Consider the following 5,299-nt stretch of genomic DNA (forward strand, 5'->3'; position numbering starts at 1 on the left):
ACAAATTACTGCACGCATATATTCAGTTATCAGTTATCAGTTATCAGTTATCAGATTTTTTATGCTCACTCCCCTAATTCATAATTCATAATTCATAATTCATAATTCATAATTAATAATTCCCACTAACCACTGATCACTGTTTACTGATCACTGATCACTGATTTAGTCGTCCATTTGCCAGGGTTCGGTGATGTTTTTTTCATCGAGGATATTTTTGGCTCTTAAAATCAAGATCAATTCACCTAGGATTGTGACATCAGGGGAACTATCAAACCATTGTAAAGAGACGGAATTATCCCTCTCCACTAGATAATAATTGTTCACGTCCCATTCGGCCAAAACTCGATCGATCACTAATAACACTTCCTCGGACCTGGTGGCAATCGATCGAGGTAATTGATCGCTAGGCCATAAAATAGCTACAGGATCGATCGCCTTGAGAATTGCTTGCCAACCGGGGAGAGGCACGATTGTTTGTTTATCCCCCACCGTTACCAGTCGAAAAGGTTCCTCGACGCTCAAACTTTCTGTGTGTTTTATATCAGTTACCGTCACCGGAAATCTTCCTACTAAAGGAATAATTCTGGCTAATTCGTCCTCATCCTGTAAACGATGGACGGGTAGCAACGGTGCGCTACGGGTGGGAGTAACGGTAAAATCTTGTAGTAAGGACTCGATCGCCTGTCTGGCCGAGTCAGAATGGGCAAATTTCAAACCTTTAGCGATTAATTTCGCTCTTTCGGCTAAATCCCGCTTTTGTTTGCCCCGTTTCCAACACTGGTAAGCGATCGCATCTCCAGGATGACGGGTAAATTCACTGGGAATCTGGGATAAACGGGAAAAATCTTGGATAGCTTTGGCGATATCGTGTGCTTCGGCCACCTCAATCCTTTTTTCTGCCGCTAATTTCGCTGCCCCCAATCTTTGTTCTTGGTTGAGAATCCGTAATTCGTATAGCACATCACTGCGCGGCCCGATGTAGTAACTTAATAAATCTTCATCTGCCCCCGCTTTGATTAAACTCTCAAAAACTTGGGCAGCGACAATAATTAAATTTTGTTGGGCATTTTGAAAACCCGTTTGTTCAAAAATTAACTGGGAATCGTAGCCAGCTTTTTGCAGTTTTTGACATTTTTGCCCCCAATTCACCCAATTTCCTTCCTTATGAAGCAGCGAGCGCATTAATTCGGTCGCTTCCGTTTCGCTGATTCGATCATCTGTACTGCGAGGCTGTTCTGTCATAGACAACTTGATCAAGCTACAATAACTAAAATTTATCTAATCCCTCAAAAATCTTCAATAGCAATTAAGGTTAACAGGATAGACTAGATAGTAACAGGATAGCTGACAATCACCCCCTTCGTACCTGTTAGGGCAAGTTTATCTTCAATGTCTAGATTAAGAGTTAATGGAAGCATTCCCTCCTCGTCCACAACTAACCCCGGTCAAAGGACGATGAAAACCAAGCGTCACCCCAAAGATAGCGCCTTGGGTTTAGTCTCTACCCTCAGCTTTCCGGCGATCGTTGGGACGGCGGATATGATGCTAAAATCCGCAGAAGTTACCCTCGTGGGTTACGAAAAAATTGGCGGTGGTCACTGTACGGCGATCGTGCGTGGTAATATTGCCGATGTGCGGTTAGCAGTGGAAGAAGGGGCAAAAACCGCCGCACAGTTCGGACAATTGGTATCTAAATCGGTTATTCCCCGACCGATGCCCAATTTAGAGGTAATTTTCCCAATTGGTAGCCGTTTAGCCGAAATTGCCCAAAGTCAACGGGGTTTCAGCAAACTGAGCAATATGTCGATCGGTCTCTTGGAAACCCGCGGTTTTCCTGCTATGGTGGGGGCAGCCGATGCCATGTTAAAATCCGCCGATGTGCAGTTAGCTTCCTACGAAACGATTGGGGATGGTTTGTGTACGGCTATTATCCGGGGTTCCGTCGCTAATGTGGCCGTAGCCATTGATGCGGGAATGCGGGAAGCAGAGAAAATCGGTGAACTGCACGCGGTGATGATTATTCCCCGTTTATTGGAAGATTTAGAACATACTCTACCGGTGGCCAGCTACTGGTTAGAAACCCCCGAACCTTTACCGATGTTGTTACCCAATACTGTCCGGGAAAAACAACGGGAATTGGTCGCTTTACCAGAATTGGAAAAAACCAAAATACCGATTCGTCGCCAAGAAATGCAGGAAAAAGTGTTAGAAGAAGTGATTCCCGTGGAAGTTATCACCGATGAGGACAGTTATTAATTTTTATTTTCAGCTTTGCTCCTGTGCTGCTAAAAGTACAGGAGCAAAAGGTTGAATTAGGGTTTGCGGCAAAAAGTTTGTTGGTGGGTGTGGATTTCCCAGTAAAAAATCTTTACAGAGTCCCCCGACAATTAAACGAATCAAATAATTATAAATTTTTGTCAAGAGGTGCGGTCAGATCAAATAATCGTCGCTAGAATTAGCCTAGTTGTCAGGAATTTAGTTAAACAAGGTTTTTGACAATATGCTAATCTGGCTAACAGGCTTTTGGGCGTGATATAGGGAAAAGTTCTGGCGATTGCGCCTAAATAGAGTGATATGCCGAAAGTTAACCCATATCGTTAGTCTGGAGAGTGTTATACGGAAAGTTTCCGGATAATATGTAGTTAGAACCTCTTAAATAGTGGGTCTGCAAGCTCAATGAAAAAAGAACGAAAATTTTCCGACTACAAATCCGAAGCTGAGGCGTGGATCACACTCGCCACAGGTGAGTATTACCCAGATATTCTCCCTGACGCTTGCCGATTATATGAGCCAGTTCTAGTCGAGTTTGGGCTATTGCTAAAGGCATCACATTCTTCCACTAACTTTTTCACCTCTATTATGGACACGAGGAATCAGTGGATGCGTACGCAGCTTTGCCGTGTATTTAAGAAGTACGTTAGCCCACAAACACCAGTTGAAATGTTAAAAAGAAAAACAGACGCAGATAAAATATGCGCTCAGTTTGGTGATGCTTTCAGGAATATTGTCGAAGTCCAACAAAAATTTGACAGTCGCCCCATGCCCGACGAAGCTTTATGCGCAGTGCTTTGGGAATACAAGGACCGCGGTAAAAAAGGCTATGACTTAACTGAAAGGTTATTCGATGTTCTGCGCAGCCAGCATATCGGGTTTGTTGTTACAGGCCCTCAAAGAGCAGGTAAAGATGTGCTGCTAGGAAATGTTTTTAAGGATTATCCGAAGCCAGATCGTCCAGTGGACTTCGTTATCTATGAAGGCAAGAAAGTGCTTGCTATTGGTTTGGCTCGCTACGACTCAGATCGCGGCGGTGCACAGGAGGACGATCGCACAGGTCAATATCGTGAAGTTGCCCAAGAGATTCTTGACTATGCAGACAGTCATGGATTGCCACATATCAAAGTAATTTATGTGAATGACGGCCCAGGCCTCTTACTTGGTTCTATGTGGAATGATTACGCTTACATCGAAGATCAATGGCCAGACCGCGTAAAGGTTGTCACGCTGCGCATGGTTCCAGATCGCATCACATCTGAATGGTTGAGGTCTTAAGTATGGCGGTTCCAATTCCAGGCATGGGAAATCGTACAAAAGGGGAAAGGGTGTCGCCTCTGGACACTAATGGTTTTCGCCTAGATTACCCCGGAAAAAAGGCACAAGAAGATATTCTTGCGCTTCCCGCAGGACACTACTCGCCAAATTCGGCATATTCAGGCGGCGATAATAGGCTTTACCACGCGGACAACTTGGCTGTACTTGCGGCTTTAGCGAAGGATGAAGCCGTAAGCGGAAAAGTGAAACTTGTTTACATCGATCCTCCATTTGCAACTGCATCATCCTTTGAGTCAAGAAAACAAAACCATGCTTATGACGATCATCTTGTTGGACCTGATTTTGTTGAAACGTTACGCGAACGCCTAATTTTAATTCACCGTTTGTTGGCCGATGATGGTTCGCTATACCTTCACCTTGATGAAAGAATGATTTTTCATTTTCGCGTCGTCTTAGATGAAATTTTCGGAGAGAAAAATTTCCGAAATTGCATAACGCGCAAGAAGTGCAATCCTAAGAACTACACGAGAAAGACATACGGAAATGTAGCCGACTACATTCTTTTCTACACAAAGAGCGATAACTATGTATGGAACCGACCAATTGAACCATGGGATGAAGTTAAATCAGTAAAGGAGTATCCATGCCTTGATCCCGATGGGCGCAGATACAAAAAAGTACCCGTCCATGCTCCCGGTGTCCGTAACGGGGAAACAGGTGGGGAGTGGAAAGGCAAGCTGCCGCCACCCGGAAAGCATTGGCAATATAAACCGTCAACCCTAGATGAGATGGATGCCCGTGGAGAGATTTATTGGTCGCCAACGGGAAACCCGCGCCGAAAAATCTATCTTGAAAATAGCGCTGGAATTCCAGTGCAAGACATTTGGATGGACTTTCGTGACGCGCATAATCAAAACATTCATATAACCGGCTATCCAACGGAAAAGAATCCTGCACTTCTTTCTAGAATTATTGAAGCATCATCAAATCCCGGTGATCTTGTCCTAGATTGCTATGCAGGGTCTGGAACCACATTAGTGGTGGCATCAGAGCTTGGGCGAAAATGGATTGGTGTTGATCGTAGCCAGGAGGCTATTACAACAATATTGCATAGGATGGCTAATGGCTCGGATCGTATGGGTGATTTTGTCAATGAGAAATCCAAAAAAGTTTCATTGCCACTATTCAGCATTGCCGACTTCACACTGTTTGAAGAGGCTGCGGAAGAAAACATTCAGCCTAAAGATGCTGACATTACATCGCCAAACGGGGTTCTAACAATTCGTTCCAGCGGACGCGCTCAAGCGCGCCGCTGAACTTATCCGTTATGCTGAACCAATAAGCTGTAGTGCGATGCCGAAGGCACTGCGTAGCAGTACGCAATTTTGTAGGGTGCGTTCCCTAATCTGGCTCCTACTACTCCACTAATAGATTTTGGGGAACGCACCATGCACATTGATTGAAGCTGTGGGTTAAAGTGCGATGTGGGCTAATCTGGCTAACAGGCTTTTGGGCGTGATATGGGGAAAAGTTCGGGCGATTGCGCCTAAATAGAGTGATATGCCGAAAGTTGACCCATATCGTTACTCTAAAGAGTGTTATACATAAAGTTAGTGTATAATCTTTCGTTATAGATACATTGCCTGTAGCAGAAAGTGGCAGATTTAAGTAAAGAAAAGGCACAATATGACTAAAAAGAATCAATCAAAAAGATTAACGAATCAACATAAAGAGTCTAAAGGTGTAG

At 44.2% G+C, this 5,299-nt stretch carries 4 protein-coding genes; 3 read left to right on the forward strand and 1 reads right to left on the reverse strand.

Annotation, left to right across the window (positions count from 1 at the left end):
• Nucleotides 1-165: 165 nt before the first annotated feature.
• The gene (locus PX636_RS15415) at nucleotides 166-1,245 is read right to left on the reverse strand and encodes a RuBisCO accumulation factor 1 (RefSeq protein ID WP_288117734.1); all 1,080 of its coding nucleotides are present in this window, start codon (nucleotides 1,243-1,245) and stop codon (nucleotides 166-168) included.
• 213 nt (nucleotides 1,246-1,458) lie between these two features.
• Here PX636_RS15415 and ccmO point away from each other — a divergent pair, with 213 nt between their 5' ends.
• The 3 genes from ccmO (at nucleotide 1,459) to PX636_RS15430 (ending at nucleotide 4,868) form a co-directional block, all read left to right on the forward strand.
• Nucleotides 1,459-2,259, forward strand: a complete 801-nt coding sequence (ccmO, locus tag PX636_RS15420; RefSeq protein WP_002775137.1) for a beta-carboxysome assembly protein CcmO — start codon at nucleotides 1,459-1,461, stop codon at nucleotides 2,257-2,259.
• A 420-nt stretch (nucleotides 2,260-2,679) separates the two neighbouring features.
• Complete coding sequence (locus PX636_RS15425; RefSeq protein ID WP_002753879.1) at nucleotides 2,680-3,552, forward strand: hypothetical protein; 873 nt, start codon at nucleotides 2,680-2,682, stop codon at nucleotides 3,550-3,552.
• 2 nt (nucleotides 3,553-3,554) lie between these two features.
• The gene (locus tag PX636_RS15430) at nucleotides 3,555-4,868 is read left to right on the forward strand and encodes a site-specific DNA-methyltransferase (protein WP_223210836.1); all 1,314 of its coding nucleotides are present in this window, start codon (nucleotides 3,555-3,557) and stop codon (nucleotides 4,866-4,868) included.
• Nucleotides 4,869-5,299 lie beyond the last annotated feature (431 nt).

Source organism: Microcystis sp. M53598_WE2 (assembly GCF_030067735.1).
Taxonomy (GTDB): domain Bacteria; phylum Cyanobacteriota; class Cyanobacteriia; order Cyanobacteriales; family Microcystaceae; genus Microcystis; species Microcystis aeruginosa.